This window comes from Streptomyces sp. CA-294286, assembly GCF_050947155.1.
Lineage (GTDB): Bacteria > Actinomycetota > Actinomycetes > Streptomycetales > Streptomycetaceae > Streptomyces.
Window position 1 is genome coordinate 1,503,867 of sequence record NZ_CP192005.1, and the last position, 14,787, is coordinate 1,518,653.

General features: G+C 70.9%; 11 protein-coding genes, 1 tRNA gene and 1 pseudogene. 2 read left to right on the top strand and 11 right to left on the bottom strand.

Going from position 1 to position 14,787, the window contains the following annotated elements:
- Positions 1 to 32: 32 nt before the first annotated feature.
- The 10 genes from prfA to ACQPZG_RS11240 form a co-directional block, all read right to left on the bottom strand.
- The gene (gene prfA / locus ACQPZG_RS11195) at positions 33 to 1,112 is read right to left on the bottom strand and encodes a peptide chain release factor 1 (protein WP_433545654.1); all 1,080 of its coding nucleotides are present in this window, start codon (positions 1,110 to 1,112) and stop codon (positions 33 to 35) included.
- 111 nt (positions 1,113 to 1,223) lie between these two features.
- Entirely contained in the window at positions 1,224 to 1,445 is a 222-nt protein-coding gene (gene rpmE / locus ACQPZG_RS11200; protein WP_185033017.1) for a 50S ribosomal protein L31, read from the bottom strand.
- Positions 1,446 to 1,639: 194 nt separating this feature from the next.
- Entirely contained in the window at positions 1,640 to 2,749 is a 1,110-nt protein-coding gene (locus ACQPZG_RS11205; RefSeq protein WP_433545655.1) for an LCP family protein, read from the bottom strand.
- A 456-nt stretch (positions 2,750 to 3,205) separates the two neighbouring features.
- Entirely contained in the window at positions 3,206 to 5,350 is a 2,145-nt protein-coding gene (rho, locus tag ACQPZG_RS11210) for a transcription termination factor Rho (RefSeq protein ID WP_433545656.1), read from the bottom strand.
- 390 nt (positions 5,351 to 5,740) lie between these two features.
- Positions 5,741 to 6,673 carry a homoserine kinase gene (gene thrB / locus ACQPZG_RS11215; protein WP_433545657.1) on the bottom strand — a complete coding sequence of 311 codons (933 nt, stop codon included), beginning with the start codon at positions 6,671 to 6,673 and terminating at the stop codon, positions 5,741 to 5,743.
- A gap of 261 nt (positions 6,674 to 6,934) precedes the next feature.
- Positions 6,935 to 8,005, bottom strand: coding sequence for a threonine synthase (thrC, locus tag ACQPZG_RS11220; RefSeq protein ID WP_433545658.1), 1,071 nt, complete (start codon positions 8,003 to 8,005; stop codon positions 6,935 to 6,937).
- Positions 8,006 to 8,011: 6 nt separating this feature from the next.
- Positions 8,012 to 9,301: a homoserine dehydrogenase gene (locus tag ACQPZG_RS11225; protein WP_433549360.1), complete on the bottom strand. Its 1,290-nt coding sequence runs from the start codon at positions 9,299 to 9,301 to the stop codon at positions 8,012 to 8,014.
- Between the two features lie 98 nt (positions 9,302 to 9,399).
- Positions 9,400 to 10,791 carry a diaminopimelate decarboxylase gene (gene lysA, locus ACQPZG_RS11230; protein WP_433545659.1) on the bottom strand — a complete coding sequence of 464 codons (1,392 nt, stop codon included), beginning with the start codon at positions 10,789 to 10,791 and terminating at the stop codon, positions 9,400 to 9,402.
- A gap of 39 nt (positions 10,792 to 10,830) precedes the next feature.
- A complete protein-coding gene (nrtL, locus tag ACQPZG_RS11235) occupies positions 10,831 to 11,685 on the bottom strand; it encodes an ArgS-related anticodon-binding protein NrtL (protein WP_433545660.1) in 855 nt (284 codons plus the stop codon).
- Positions 11,686 to 11,729: 44 nt separating this feature from the next.
- Entirely contained in the window at positions 11,730 to 12,296 is a 567-nt protein-coding gene (locus ACQPZG_RS11240) for a response regulator (protein ID WP_433545661.1), read from the bottom strand.
- Positions 12,297 to 12,477: 181 nt separating this feature from the next.
- Here ACQPZG_RS11240 and ACQPZG_RS11245 point away from each other — a divergent pair.
- A tRNA-Arg gene (locus tag ACQPZG_RS11245) sits at positions 12,478 to 12,549 on the top strand.
- A gap of 207 nt (positions 12,550 to 12,756) precedes the next feature.
- Positions 12,757 to 12,930: pseudogene (locus ACQPZG_RS11250) on the top strand (DNA-binding protein); the annotation flags it as partial.
- A 160-nt stretch (positions 12,931 to 13,090) separates the two neighbouring features.
- On the opposite strand, the gene ACQPZG_RS11255 reads toward ACQPZG_RS11250, so the two are convergent.
- Complete coding sequence (locus ACQPZG_RS11255; RefSeq protein ID WP_433545662.1) at positions 13,091 to 14,773, bottom strand: SWIM zinc finger family protein; 1,683 nt, start codon at positions 14,771 to 14,773, stop codon at positions 13,091 to 13,093.
- Positions 14,774 to 14,787 lie beyond the last annotated feature (14 nt).

The window sequence follows — 14,787 nt, forward strand, 5'->3', positions numbered from 1 at the left end:
GCAGGGACAGCTGGACGTGGGACGGTCGTGGCCTACTGCGCAGCAGCGAGCTTCGCCGCGGAGTCCGCGTCGACGAGGGCCTGGATGACGGCGGTGAGGTCGCCGTCGAGCACCTGGTCCAAGTTGTACGCCTTGAAGTTCACGCGGTGGTCGGAGATCCGGTTCTCCGGGAAGTTGTACGTCCGGATCTTCTCGGAACGGTCGACCGTACGGACCTGGCTGCGACGTACGTCCGACGCCTCGCGCTCGGCGGCCTCCTGCGCGGCGGCCAGCAGACGGGAGCGCAGGATGCGCATGGCCTGCTCCTTGTTCTGGAGCTGGCTCTTCTCGTTCTGGCAGGAGGCGACGACTCCGGTCGGCAGGTGCGTGATGCGCACCGCGGAGTCGGTGGTGTTGACGGACTGCCCGCCGGGGCCCGAGGAGCGGTAGACGTCGATGCGCAGGTCGTTCATGTTGATCTCGACCTCGACCTCCTCGGCCTCGGGCGTGACGAGCACGCCGGCGGCGGAGGTGTGGATGCGGCCCTGCGACTCGGTGGAGGGCACGCGCTGCACGCGGTGCACGCCGCCCTCGTACTTCAGGCGGGCCCAGACGCCCTGGCCGGGCTCGGTGGCGCCGTTGCCGCCCTTGGTCTTGACGGCGACCTGGACGTCCTTGTAGCCGCCCAGCTCGGACTCGGTGGCGTCGATGATCTCGGTCTTCCAGCCGACGCGCTCGGCGTACCGCAGGTACATGCGCAGCAGGTCGCCGGCGAACAGGGCGGACTCGTCGCCGCCCGCGCCCGCCTTGACCTCCAGGATGACGTCCTTGTCGTCGTTGGGGTCCCGGGGGACCAGGAGGAGCCGCAGCTTCTCCGTGACGTCCTCGCGCTGCCGCTCCAGGTCCTTGACCTCGGCGGCGAAGTCGGGGTCGTCCGCGATGAACCCGCGGGCCGTCTCGATGTCCTCGCCGAGCTGCTTCCAGGTCCGGTAGGTGCCGATGATCGGGGTCAGCTCGGCATAGCGCTTGTTGAGCTTGCGCGCGTTCGCCTGGTCCGCGTGGACAGACGGGTCGGCCAGCTTCTTCTCAAGATCGGCGTGCTCGCCGATCAAGTCCTCGACCGCCTCGAACATCTTCGGGCTCCTGGGGTGCGTGAGTTACGAAATGAGCAGCCTGCGTCACGACAAAGCGCCGGTCCTCCCCCACTCCGGTACGGAGCGGTCGAGGACCGGCGCGATGGCTCGCTACTTCGCGGCGGAGCCGGCCTTGCCGAAGCGGGCCTCGAAGCGGGCCACGCGGCCACCGGTGTCGAGGATCTTCTGCTTGCCCGTGTAGAACGGGTGGCACTCGGAGCAGACCTCGGCGCGGATGCGGCCTTCGGTCAGGGTGCTACGGGTGGTGAACGCCGCGCCACAGGTGCAGCTGACCTGGGTCTCGACGTACTCGGGGTGAACATCGCGCTTCAAGGTGACTCCTAGAGTTTCGGGAGGGCACCGGGTCGCATCCGCGGATTTGCGGGTACGTGAACCGGGGCCGACGGACCAGTCTGCCAGGGCAGGCCCGCGCTTCAAAATTCGAAGGTAATCGTCTCAACGGGGACGGGCCCGGATGTATTCCGCGGTCCCCTGCGGGCCCGGCGCGAGACCGGGCCGGGCGGGTCTCAGTCGCCCTTGACGATCGTGCCGGCGTCGCCCTTGTCGCCCGCCGAGCCCTCGGTGACGGACGCCGGGATGGGCGCGTCGCTCCGGAGTGCCTGCCAGAGCTGCTGGGACTGCGTGTCCAGGGGGATGACGCGGTTCGGGTCCCGGGGGTCGTACTGGACGGGCAGGGTGACCATCCTCATGTCCTGTGCGCCGATGCCCTTGAGGCCGTTCGCGAAGGACATGAGCTGGTTGACCGAGGCGAGGTCGGAGTCGGTGGTGATGGCCTTGGTGGCGGCGTCGGCGAGGTCGTAGAGCTTCTTCGGGTTGGTGAAGACGCCGACGTTCTTGACCTGGCCGATGAGGGCCTTCATGAACGCCTGCTGGAGCTGGATGCGGCCGAGGTCGCTGCCGTCGCCGACGCTCTTGCGGGTGCGGACGAGGGCCAGGGACTGCTCGCCGTTGAGCTGGTGGGTGCCGGGCGGCAGGTCCAGGTGGCTCTTGGTGTCCTTGATCGCCTTGTTGGTGGTGACCGGGACGCCGCCGAGTTCGTCGATCAGCTTCTTGAAGCCGGTGAAGTCGACCTCGACGTAGTGGTCCATGCGGATGCCCGACATGTGCTCCACGGTCTTCACCGCGCAGGCGGGCCCGCCGACCTCGTACGCGGTGTTGAACATCTGCCGCTGTGCGGCGGGCACCGTCGACCTGCCGTCCTTGTCGGACACGCACTCCGGGCGGGAGACGAGGGTGTCGCGCGGTATGGAGACGATGCTGGCCTTGGTGTGGCCCTCGTTCACGTGCAGGATCATCGCGGTGTCGGAGCGGGCGCCGCCCTCGTCCGTGCCGTACTCCGCGTTGTCGCCGTCGCGGGAGTCGGAGCCGAGGACGAGGATGTCCTGAGAGCCGTTGTCGACCTCGTCGGGCCGGTCCGTGCCGAGGGCGCTGTTGATGTCGACGCCCTTGAGGTTGCCGTCGAGCTTGAAGTACACGTAGCCGAGTCCGCTGCCGCCGGCCAGGACCACGCCCGCGGCGACCCACGACAGCGTCGTGGTGGCCCGGCGGCCCTTGGCCGGTGCCTTGCGGCGTTTGCCGGTGGCCCGTATTCGGCCGCTCCTGCCCGTGTCGCTCATGTGCTCCTCAGTCCCTCGTGGAATCCCGCGTACCCCCTGCCGTGGTGGATCAGGCACGGTATGTCGACACTTGTCAGACGTTGAATCACCCAGAAGGGTTGCACAGCGCTCTTGCGTGCCCGGCGGAAGAGGGGTTCGGTGCGCATGCTGCCGGACAGCTCTAAGAGGGACTCTTATCCCGGTTGAGCTGCTGCTTTACGAGGCCCACGGCGCCCCGGGGAGCTGAGTGCTCTCTGGGGCGGGTGTGGCGCACGTCTCGAAAGGGTCACGGTGCAAGACCGCCGTCCGGCCCTCGACTCCCCGGTTCCGCCTCCGTGGTCCGCTTCTCCGGTCCGCTTCCGGGGGTCTGCCGCCCGCCCCGCCGTGCTTTCGCGCGGACGACGCGAGCCCGGGGGCGGGTCACGATCCCTCGTGACCCGCCCCCGGGCTCGTACCGCTGTTCCTGAACGGAAGCGGCTAGTCGTTGCTGTTGCCGTTGCCGGACGGGGTCGTCTTGGCGATCTGCATCAGGAACTCGGCGTTCGACTTCGTCTGCTTCATCTTGTCGAGAAGCAGCTCGATGGCCTGCTGCGAGTCGAGCGCGTGCAGCACCCGGCGCAGCTTCCAGACGATCGCCAGCTCTTCGGCGTTGAGCAGGATCTCTTCCTTGCGGGTGCCGGACGGGTCGACGTCCACCGCGGGGAAGATGCGCTTGTCGGCGAGCTTGCGGTCGAGCTTGAGCTCCATGTTGCCGGTGCCCTTGAACTCCTCGAAGATCACCTCGTCCATGCGCGAGCCGGTGTCGACCAGCGCGGTGGCCAGGATGGTCAGCGAGCCGCCGTCCTCGATGTTGCGTGCCGCACCGAAGAAGCGCTTCGGCGGGTAGAGGGCGGTCGAGTCGACACCACCGGACAGGATGCGCCCGGAGGCCGGGGCCGCCAGGTTGTACGCACGGCCCAGGCGGGTGATCGAGTCGAGCAGGACGACCACGTCGTGGCCCAGCTCCACGAGGCGCTTGGCGCGCTCGATGGCCAGTTCGGCGACGGTGGTGTGGTCCTCGGCGGGACGGTCGAAGGTGGAGGAGATGACCTCGCCCTTCACCGACCGCTGCATGTCGGTGACCTCTTCCGGACGCTCGTCGACCAGGACGACCATCAGGTGGCACTCGGGGTTGTTGACCGTGATCGCGTTGGCGACGGCCTGCATGATCATGGTCTTGCCGGTCTTCGGCGGGGCCACGATCAGACCGCGCTGGCCCTTGCCGATCGGCGCGACGAGGTCGATGATCCGGGTCGTCAGGACGCCCGGGTCGGTCTCCAGGCGCAGCCGGTCCTGCGGGTAGAGCGGGGTCAGCTTCTGGAACTCGGGGCGGCCGCGGCCGCTCTCCGGCGCCATGCCGTTGACGGAGTCCAGGCGCACCAGCGCGTTGAACTTCTCGCGGCGCTCGCCGTCCTTGGGCTGGCGGACCGCACCGGTGGTGTGGTCGCCCTTGCGCAGGCCGTTCTTGCGGACCTGGGCGAGGGAGACGTACACGTCGTTGGGGCCCGGCAGGTAGCCGGACGTCCGGATGAACGCGTAGTTGTCGAGGATGTCCAGGATGCCCGCGACGGGGATCAGTACGTCGTCGTCGTTGACCTGCGGCGGGGCCTCGCTGCCGAACTCGTCGCGGCCTCGGCGGCCACGGCGGTCGCGGTAGCGGCCACGGCGCCCGCGACGGCCGCCCTCGAAGTCGTCGTCGTCCTGGGGCCCGTTGTCGCGGCCCTGGCCCTGGCTCTGGTTGCCCTGGTTGCCGCCGCCCTGGTTGCCCTGGTTGCCGCCCTGGCGCTGCTGGCGCCCCTGGTCGTCGGCGCCCTTGCCACCGCGGTCACGGTCCCGGCGGCTCTGGCGGTCGCCCCGGTCACCGCGCTCGCCCCGGTCGCGGCCCTGGCGGTCCCCGCGGTCGCGGCCCCGGCGGCCCTCGGCGTTGTCCGCCGACTGCTCCGCCTTGGCGTCGTTGTTGTTCTTGGTGTCGGTCTGCGCCTCCGCCTTGACGTCGGTCTTGGCCTCGGCCCGGACCTCGGTCTTGACGTCGGACTTCTGACTGGTCGACACCTCGCCTGCGGCGACGCCCTGTTCGGGGCTGCCGGCCGCTGCGGTGGCACGCCGGCGGCGGCGCTCGCCGGCCGGCTGCTCGTCGCCGGAGGCGCCCGTCTGCGCGGGCGGAGCCGACAGCTTCGGAGCCGGCTGGCCGGGGATGTCGATCTGCTGCTGGCTGACGGCCTTCTCGGCCTTCGCCTCGGCCGGGGCGGCGGCCTCGGCATTGTCCGTGCGCGCCTTGGAGGTGGCGCGGCGCTTGGGCTTGCTCTCGGCGTCGCCCGAGACGGCGCTCTTGGCGGGGGCGGCCTTGCCGCCGCCTGCCTGCGTCTCCTTGATGACCTCGATCAGCTGGCCCTTGCGCATGCGCGCGGTGCCCTTGATCCCGAGGCCGGACGCGACCTGCTGCAGCTCGGCCAGGACCATGCCGTCCAGGCCGGTGCCGGAGCGGCGGCGCCGCGGGGCACTGCCGGTGGCAGCACCTGCGTCGGACGCATTGTCGACATTCTTGTCGGCAGTCACGCCCATCAGATCGGTGGTGTCGCTCACGAAGGGTCCTTCCCTGGAGCGGACGTCGGCCTGTCTGGCTCGGCGACCGGTTGTGCTGTGCCGGCGGCTTCCTTGAGGAGAGCCGTGCCGGGGCGGTGGTCCGCCGGATGTGGCGGAGAGACAAAAGTGCGTGGGGTTCCGACCCGAAGTCCCCAGTGCCCCCTCTGGGAAGAACGCGGGGTGTCGTGCCGGTTCCGGAGCGTGCTCAAAACGGCTCAGGCAGGCTGCTCTGGCAGTTTGGGGAGGCTCCCGGAAGAAGACGGTCCCGAAGGGGACACGATGCACCGCGCCGCAAGGGCGTCGGATGCAGACTTGAGATTAACACTACCGGCTCCAACAAACATTCCCCCTCTCTTCCACCGGCAATCGCGTGAGGTCCTGCCGGCTGTCCTAGCCGGACGCGTTCTGAGGTGCGAGCGGCAGCACGCTCGCGCCCGCGGCGTCGAGGGAGAGCCGCTCCGCGGCCCATCCGTCGCCCGCCGCCCGTACGACCTTGTCGGCCGCGGGCTCCTCGACCAGTGCGAGGACCGTGGGGCCCGCGCCGGAGACGACCGCGGGGACGCCGTCCGCGCGCAGCCGGTTGACGAGCGCGACGCTCTCGGGCATCGCGGGAGTGCGGTACTCCTGGTGCAGCCGGTCCTCGGTGGCGGGCAGCAGCAGTTCGGGACGCCTGGTCAGGGCTTCCACGAGCAGGGCGGCACGACCGGCGTTGGCGCTTGCGTCCACATGGGGGACGGTACGGGGAAGAAGGCCGCGGGCGGCCTCGGTGAGGACGGGCCGGGACGGGACGAAGACCACCGGAACGATGGAATCCGAGGGGTCCAGCCGGATCGCACGGGCCGCGCCGCCGTCCATCCACGCGACGGTGAAGCCGCCGAGGAGGCAGGCGGCGACGTTGTCGGGGTGGCCTTCGATCTCGGTGGCGAGCTCCAGCAGGGCCTCGTCGTCCAGTTTGGCGTCGCCGCCCGTGGTCACCGCGCGGGCGGCCATGATGCCGGCGCAGATGGCGGCGGACGAGGAGCCGAGGCCGCGGCCGTGCGGGATGCGGTTGGCGCAGACGATCTCCAGGCCGCGCGGCTGCCCGCCGAGGGCGTCGAAGGCGGTGCGCAGCGACCGTACGAGCAGATGACGCTCGTCGCGGGGCAGCGTGTCGGCGCCCTCGCCCGCGATGTCGATGTGCAGCCCGGAGTCGGCGACGCGCACCACCACGTCGTCGTACAGCCCCAGGGACAGGCCGAAGGCGTCGAAGCCGGGCCCGAGGTTGGCGCTCGTGGCGGGGACACGCACGCGCACGGGGGCGGCTCGGAACGCGGGACCGGCCATCGCTCGACGATCTCCTTGTGTGGCGGGGGGCAGTGGGTACTGCGACACGTGCGGCCTGACGGCGACAGGCACCGCGGCATATGCGGCGCGGGAGTGTCGGTACAGCCTATCGAAGGAAGGTTCCCGGGGGACATAGGGCGCACGTGTCGCGCGTTGCCTCGACGGGGTGGGGGTGGCCCTCCGGGGCGCGGGGTGCGCGCGGGACCGCTGTGGCTGGTCGCGCGCGCACCCCGCGCCCCGGGGGCGCGTCCGGCGTGCGGCTCAGGCTAGGCCGAGCTTCTCGGCGGCGATGACGGCGTCGACGGGTACGGCGGTCGCCGGCGGGGCGCCGGCGGTGGCCCACTCCGGGTCCTTGAGGCCGTTGCCGGTGACCGTGCAGACGATCCGCTGGCCCCGGTCGACCCTGCCCTCCTCGGCGGCCTTCAGCAGACCGGCGACCGAAGCGGCGGAGGCGGGCTCCACGAAGACGCCCTCCTGGGAGGCCAACAGGCGGTACGCGGAGAGGATCTGACGGTCCGTCACTTCGTCGATGCGCCCGCCGGACTCGTCGCGCGCTGCGAGCGCGAAGTCCCAGGACGCCGGGTTGCCGATGCGGATGGCGGTGGCGACCGTCGAGGGGTCCTTGACGACCTCGCCGCGCACGATGGGTGCGGCGCCGGACGCCTGGTAGCCCCACATCCGCGGGGTGTGCGTGGCCAGGCCGTCGGCCGCGTACTCCTTGTACCCCTTCCAGTACGCGGTGATGTTGCCCGCGTTGCCGACCGGCAGGACGTGGATGTCCGGGGCGTCGCCGAGCGCGTCGACGATCTCGAAGGCGGCGGTCTTCTGGCCCTCGATGCGCACCGGGTTGACCGAATTGACCAGCGCCACCGGGTAGTTGTCGGACAGCGAGCGGGCCAGCGTCAGGCAGTCGTCGAAGTTCCCGTCGACCTGGAGGATCTTCGCGCCGTGCACGAGGGCCTGGCCCATCTTGCCGAGCGCGATCTTGCCCTGCGGTACGAGGACGGCGCAGACCATGCCGGCCCGTACGGCGTAGGCGGCGGCGGACGCCGACGTGTTGCCGGTGGAGGCGCAGATGACGGCCTTCGCGCCCTCCTCCTTGGCCCGCGTGATCGCCATGGTCATGCCGCGGTCCTTGAAGGACCCGGTCGGGTTGGCGCCCTCGACCTTGAGGTACACCTCGCAGCCGGTGCGCTCGGAGAGGACCTGAGCGCGGACGAGCGGCGTGCCGCCCTCGCCCAGCGAGACGACGGGCGTCGTGGCCGTGACCGGGAGCCGGTCCCGGTACTCCTCGATGATGCCGCGCCACTGGTGGGTGCCCTGGATGGTCATGGGTCCTTACTCCCCTTCAACACGCATGATGCTGGCGACACCTCTGACGGTGTCGAGCTTGCGCAGCGCTTCGACGGTCCCGGAGAGGGCCGCGTCGGGCGCGCGGTGGGTGACGACGACGAGGGATGCCTCGCCGTCCTTCCCCGACTGACGGACGGTGTCGATGGACACGTCGTGTTCGGCGAAGACTGTGGCGACCTGGGCGAGCACACCGGGCTTGTCGGCCACGTCCAGGCTGATGTGGTACCGGGTGACGACCTCGCCCATCGGGCTGACCGGCAGCCGGGTGTACGCGGATTCGCCGGGTCCCGTGGAGCCGCCGAGCTTGTTGCGGCAGACCGCCACCAGGTCGCCGAGCACGGCGGACGCGGTGGGCGGGCCGCCCGCGCCGGGGCCGTAGAACATGAGCTGACCCGCTGCCTCAGCCTCCACGAAGACCGCGTTGTACGCCTCGCGGACGGAGGCCAGCGGGTGCGTCAGCGGGATCATCGCCGGGTGCACGCGCGCGGTGACCGAGTTGCCGTCGGCGGCGCGCTCGCAGATGGCGAGCAGCTTGACGGTGCAGCCCATCCGCTTTGCGGAAGCGATGTCCGCGGCGGTGACCTCGGTGAGTCCCTCGCGGTGCACGTCGCCGATCTTCACCCGGGTGTGGAAGGCGATCCCGGCGAGGATGGCGGCCTTCGCGGCGGCGTCGAAGCCCTCGACGTCCGCGGTCGGGTCGGCCTCGGCGTACCCGAGGGCGGTGGCCTCGTCGAGCGCCTCGGAGTAACCGGCTCCGGACGAGTCCATCCTGTCGAGGATGAAGTTGGTCGTGCCGTTGACGATGCCCAGCACCCGGTTGACCTTGTCGCCCGCGAGGGACTCGCGCAGCGGCCGGACGAGCGGAATGGCCCCCGCCACGGCCGCCTCGTAGTACAGGTCGCGCCCGTTCTGCTCGGCGGCGGCGTGCAGTGCGGCGCCGTCCTCGGCGAGCAGGGCCTTGTTCGCGGAGACGACGGAGGCGCCGTGCTCGAACGCGGTGGTGATGAGGGTGCGGGCGGGCTCGATGCCGCCGATGACCTCGATGACGACGTCGATGTCGCCCCGTTTGACCAGGGCGGTCGCGTCGGTGGTGACGAGCGCGGGGTCGATTCCCGCGCGCACCTTGGAGGGCTGCCGTACGGCCACCCCGACCAGCTCGACGGGGGCGCCGATGCGGGCCGCGAGGTCGTCGGCGTGCGTCGTCATGATGCGCGCCACCTCTGAGCCGACCACACCACAGCCCAGCAGCGCCACCTTCAGCGGACGCGTACGCATCATCCGACCTCACTCCTCATACTTCTTACGGTTCGACCAGTCTCACGCACCGGACGGGTGTTTCTATCCCCCGTCCAGTGCGTGAGACGAGGATTCCACTAGCCGACATCGAGCCGCAGGAGATCTTCCTCGGTCTCGCGCCGTACGATCACCCGCGCCGCGCCGTCCTTGACGGCGACGACGGGCGGGCGGCACGCGTGGTTGTAGTTGCTCGCCATGGACCGGCAGTACGCGCCGGTCGCCGGCACCGCGAGCAGGTCGCCGGGGGCGATGTCCGCGGGCAGGAACGCGTCCCGTACCAGGATGTCACCGCTTTCGCAGTGCTTGCCGACGACCCGTACCAGCATGGGCTCGGCGTCCGAGCGGCGCGAGACGAGCGCGACGCTGTACTCGGCGTCGTACAGCGCGGTGCGGATGTTGTCCGACATGCCGCCGTCGACGCTGACGTACGTGCGCAGGCCCTCCAGCGGCTTGACGGTGCCGACCTCGTACAGCGTGAAGGCGGTCGGGCCGACGATCGCGCGGCCCGGCTCGACGGAGATCCGCGGGGTCCTGAGCTTCGCCGCTTCGCATTCGCGAGTGACGATCTCGGTCAGCGACTTGGCGATGTGGTGCGGTTCACGGGGGTCGTCCTCGGAGGTGTACGCGATGCCGAGGCCGCCACCGAGGTCGATCTCGGGCAGTTCGACGCCGTGCTCGTCGCGCACCTCCGCGAGGAGCTGTACGACGCGCCGCGCGGACACCTCGAAACCGGCCATGTCGAAGATCTGCGACCCGATGTGCGAGTGGATCCCGATCAGCTCGATCCCGTCCAGCTTCAGCGCCCGGCGCACGGCCTCCGCCGCCTGTCCCCCGGCGAGCGCGATGCCGAACTTCTGGTCCTCGTGGGCGGTGGCGATGAACTCGTGGGTGTGCGCCTCGACGCCGACCGTCACCCGGATCTGCACCCGCTGACGCCTGCCGCGCTCCTGCGCGATGTGCGCGACCCTGACGATCTCCTGGAAGGAGTCGAGGACGATCCGCCCGACCCCGGCCTCGACGGCGCGGACGATCTCCTCGGTGGACTTGTTGTTGCCGTGGAAGGCGATCCGCTCGGCGGGCATGCCGGCGTCGAGGGCGGTGCTCAGCTCTCCGCCGGAACACACGTCGAGGTTCAGCCCCTCCTCCTTGAGCCAGCGCACCACGGCCCGCGAGAGGAACGCCTTGCCCGCGTAGAACACGTCGGCCTCGGTGCCGAAGGCGTCGGCCCAGGCCCGGCACCTGGCACGGAAGTCGGCCTCGTCGAGGAAGTAGGCGGGAGTTCCGAACTCTTCGGCCAGCCGGGTGACTTCCCTGCCGCCGACGCTGACCACGCCCTCCTCGTTCCGGCGCACGGTGCGCGCCCAGACCTTCTCGTCGAGGGCGTTGAGGTCGTCGGCCGGGGCGGTGTAGTGGCCCTCCGGGTAGACGTCGGCGTGGCGGGGCCCGGCGGGGTGGGCGGAACGGCTCATGCTTCTTCTCTCACTTCTCCGCGTACGCCTTGGCGCACGTCACAAACGGTCCGGTGCACTGACGCCGAGCTGGGACAGGCCACCGGCCAGCACCGTCCCGGCGGCTTCGGCGACTGCCAGCCGGGAGCGGTGGGCGGCCGAGGGTTTCTCGTCGCCGAGCGGCAGGACGTACCGCGCGCCCTCGCGGTGCGCGCCGGGGAAGCGGGTGTCGTGGAAACGCAGGAAGGCGTCGGCGACGGCGACCAGGTGCCGGGCGAGACGTTCGGGCGCACGCAGCCGGACGGCGACGTCCAGCTCGACGGGGTAACCGCCGAGGAGGCCGATCAGTTCCGGGGCGGGCACGGGCGTCTCGTACGCGGCGCGGTAGCCGAGGTCGGCGGCGTTCCTCCGCAGCGCCCTCGTGCGGGAGTAGGCGTACCGCACCCGGAAGAGAGGGTTCCGCTCGTGCTGGGCGAGGAGTTCGGCGTCCGGAGCGGGCAGCAGCGCCCCCCACACGGCGGCGTCGTGCCCGAGCCGGGCGAGCGCCTCGGGGCCGGGCTCGAGAAGCGGCAGCGCGTCGGTCCGCACCGGCCCCCGGCGCAGCAGCTCCCGTACGGTCTCGTCCGCCGAGTCCGCGGCGAGGAGGAAGTTCAGGAAGCCGGGGCCGGTGACCTCCACGGCGGCGATCCCGGGGGTGCCGGTCAGCCGTGCCCGCAGCAACTCGGCGACCTCGCGCGGCGGCATCCGGGCCTCCCGGGCGACACGCAGGGCGACGTTGCTGGCGTAGTCCCCCGTACCGCCGGGGCGGGTGCGCTCGACGGCGACCCGCTCGGGCACCGGAGCGGGCAGTACGTCCTCCTCGACGGCGCGGCGCACGACGCGCAGCACGGTACGGGAGAGCTCTGCGGGGGTCACGCGCCAAGCCTAGGCGAGGAGGGGGGTCCTCCCGCGAACCGGTTTCAGTATCTGGGCGGCGCGGACGGCGTTCCCGGGCACCCACCAGGACGCGAGCGGCCTCCCAGCCGCAGGTCGGCCCGGCCGCACCGGGCGCGCCCGGCGTCGTACCTGCCGCTGCGCCCGGCCTCGTAGCCGCCCCTGAGCCCCGTGCCGTATCCGGCGCTGTACCCGCCGTCGTCCGACGGCGGGTCATCCTCCTGACCCGCCAGCCTGCGCACCAGTCGCACCAGTTCGGCGGGCTCGAAGGGCTTGGAGAGGAAGGCGTCCACCCCGGCGGCCAGGCCGCTCTCCACTTCTCCTTGCGTGCAGGCGCTGACGATGGCCACCGGCAGCCCGCAGGTCCGAGGATCGTCCCGGAGCCGGGCGACCGCGCTGAGCCCGTCGAGCCGGGGCATCACCACGTCCAGCGTGATCACGTCCGGGCGGACCCGGTGCACGACCTCCAGGCATTCGGCACCGTCGGAGGCGGTCACGACCTCGAAGCCCTCCAGTTCGAGGTTGACCTTGATCAGTTGCCGGATGACCTTGTTGTCGTCGACGACGAGGACCCGGCCGAACGCGCCCGACACCCTTCGAGAGTAGGTCGGACTCCCTTGCCGCGTCCGGCTTTTCTCCACTTCCGCACCGTGCCGGGGAGGTGCGGAGGGGCTGCTGACGCGACGGCGACGTGCGTGGCGTGCGGTTATCCGTTCACGGGCACGGGCGAGGAGCTGGTAAGGTTCACCACGTCGCCGACACACCGCGTGACACGCCCCCGTAGCTCAGGGGATAGAGCATCGGCCTCCGGAGCCGGGTGCGCAGGTTCGAATCCTGCCGGGGGCACTTACCTGTTCGGCATTTTGCAGGTCAGTGCACTTATGGGGCAGAGCTCCACACTGAGGGCCAGTCAGATTCCTGACTGGCCCTCAGTTCTTGTGCGTTGGTGCGGGTCGGGCGATTCGAGGATCCCGCGCGGGTGGTCGCTCCCGGGGCGACCGCAGCACAGGAACACCGCTTCCGCCCAGCGCACTGTTCGTCGCCCTTCCTCGCCGCCGCGCCGCCGCACTTCTGGCCGATGCCGGTCTGCACGGGCACAAGTACGCCATCGACGCCATGCTCGGTGCCACGGCCCTCGCCGCCCCCGGCCCCGTCACCGTTCTCACCTCCGCCCCTGAGGACCTCACCGCCCTGTGCGGCAGCCAGGTCACTGTCAACAAGGTCTGAGGGCCGGTTTCGCCGCGGCAGGAGCACGCCCAAGGACGAGGCCGCCCGTTCCGCGACCTCCGGGCCGCTTTCCGTAAACATCGCCGCAGCGCGGCAACGGGCTCTTGGGGCAACGCTCCGGCACGGCCCGCCGTCGATGCACGAGTTTCCGGCAGCGCCCTCACAGACCGTGCTGGTCGAGGACCTTCATCAGGTTGCGCTTGCGTTTCTGTTCGGCGCGCAGGGCAGTCAGGTAGGCGGCGAACTCCTGTCGTGTTCCGAGACGTCGGTGACACTCCCGGGCGCCGAGCAGCAGGCGGGCGATCTGCTGGTAGTTGGCATTGCCGGTGACCTTCTTGAGGGGTTCGATCAGACGGAGGTACACCGGCAGCGCGTCGGCGGGCCGGTCTTTCCGTACCAGGTCGGCGAGAGTCAGCCACTGGTGCTCGGTGGCCCGGCCTTCCATGGCTGTCTGCCAGGCGGTGGCCAGGTCGCCGTCGTCGATCAGGGCGTCGATCAGCACCGGGGCGCCGTACCAGCGGGGACGGGAGCGGGCGGCGTCCTCGCGGAGCAGTTCCAGGGCTGCCGGGCGCTCGCGTTCCCAAGTGCCGTCGGCTCGCGCGCACTCGCGCAGCAGCCTGTAGGCGGCGAGTGTGCGGCGGGCTCGAAAGCCGTCCCGGCGCACGGAGGTCGCGCGGGCGGGACGACCGGCTGCGGTGTAACGCTCGCAGAGGTAGTCCTCCAGGGCGCTGCCGCCGCGATGCGGCTCGGTCAGCTCGCGCAGTCCGCGTTCCGCCCACTCCAGCGCCTCACCGGGGCGGCCCGCCGCTTCCAGTTCGTGGGCGATCGTGAGGTGGGTGTCGCCCGTGGGGGAAAGGTCTGCCGCGTGGACGGCGATCAGCTCGTCCACGTTGCCGGTGGACTTGACCAGTCGCTCCATCAGGTACTTCTCGGCCCAGCCGGACGGCTTGCGCCGCCAGGCCTCGGCTGCCAGCTGCCGCAGCCGGGCCAGACCGTCCGTGCCGAGGCTCTCGCGGTAGTCGTACGGGTCGGTGTCGAAGGCGTCGTAGTCGCTGCCCAGCAGGTGCCGCGCCAGCCACTCGGCCGTCTCCAGCGGGTCGGGGCATGCCGACCGGCAGGCCTCCAGGTGGGCCTCGGAGAGCTCCTCGGCGACGGAGCCCACGCTTCCGGAGGAGTCGTCGATGTCCTCGTACGTACGGTGCAGCGCCGCCATCGCCTCGCGCGCCAGGGTGACGGCCAGTGCGGCCCGGCCGTCGGAGGTCAGGGTGCGCAGTGCGGTGACGGCTTCGGACGCCTGCTGGGCGTAGGCGTGGGCGTCGGCGCACTCGACGTACCCGTAACTCGCGAAGGGCGTCGGATCGAGGAGGGCGAGGACTCGCTCCCGTACGACGGGGTCGTCGCGGCGAGCGGTCGCCGCGCGCAGTTCCAGGCGACGACGCAACCCGCGGTCCCGCTCGACCTGCTCACGCACCAGCGCGAGCAGCTCCTCGCGGGGCAGGGATTCCAGCCACCGTGCGAGCCCCTTGGTGCGGGAAGCGGCAGCCGACCGCTGGCGCGGAACGTCCGACGCCCTGTTGAGGACTGCCAGTCCCACCGCGACGCAGTGCTTGCAGAAGTTCCCCTCCTGCCCGTACGGGCAGGAGCACGCGCCGGACAGGGCTCCCGCGCCGTCCACGGTGATCTCGACCTCGTAGACCTCTGTGCCCTGGACGCGGGCGGAGAACCAGCCGTCCTCCACCTCCAGACGGCTCACAGCGTCCCGATAGCCCTGGCCGCGCTCGAAGGAGCGGGGCCCGGCCAGGCGCCGCAGATCGGTCTCGCTGAAGCCCACGTAAATTTTCACGCGGACCATTCAAG

Bases quoted from the DNA above. Each gene is read 5' to 3' on its own strand.
- prfA (WP_433545654.1), bottom strand. From the start codon at position 1,112: ATGTTCGAGGCGGTCGAGGACTTGATCGGCGAGCACGCCGATCTTGAG.
- ACQPZG_RS11205 (WP_433545655.1), bottom strand. From the start codon at position 2,749: ATGAGCGACACGGGCAGGAGCGGCCGAATACGGGCCACCGGCAAACGC.
- thrB (WP_433545657.1), bottom strand. From the start codon at position 6,673: ATGGCCGGTCCCGCGTTCCGAGCCGCCCCCGTGCGCGTGCGTGTCCCC.
- thrC (WP_433545658.1), bottom strand. From the start codon at position 8,005: ATGACCATCCAGGGCACCCACCAGTGGCGCGGCATCATCGAGGAGTAC.
- ACQPZG_RS11225 (WP_433549360.1), bottom strand. From the start codon at position 9,301: ATGCGTACGCGTCCGCTGAAGGTGGCGCTGCTGGGCTGTGGTGTGGTC.
- lysA (WP_433545659.1), bottom strand. From the start codon at position 10,791: ATGAGCCGTTCCGCCCACCCCGCCGGGCCCCGCCACGCCGACGTCTAC.